The 243-nt window shown below is 63.4% G+C and carries 1 protein-coding gene; it reads right to left on the bottom strand.

What is annotated here, in order from left to right:
• The coding region (locus AC1RPQ_RS08640) for a hypothetical protein (protein ID WP_481762373.1) at nucleotides 1-243 on the bottom strand (243 nt) is incomplete at both ends.

Raw genomic sequence — 243 nt, 5'->3', positions numbered from 1 at the left:
ATTGTACACGTGGCGGCCCAGCGCGGCGGCCTGAATCACACAATCCACCGTGTACGAGTGCGCGTCGTGATCCGGATCGATGATCGCTCGATACAGGTCGGCACGAATCCAACCCGCGACCAGTGCATGCGACTCGCGTACCGTCATACCGTTGAGCAGGACGCGGCGGATGCCCTCCGTAACCTCGTCCAGCGCAAGCCGCCGCGTGCTCTGCGGCTTTTCCTCGTCGCCGTACTCATCCAC

This window comes from Dellaglioa sp. CoH-57-MRSF-21, assembly GCF_056781915.1.
This window is presented reverse-complemented; position numbering and strand designations above follow the sequence as displayed.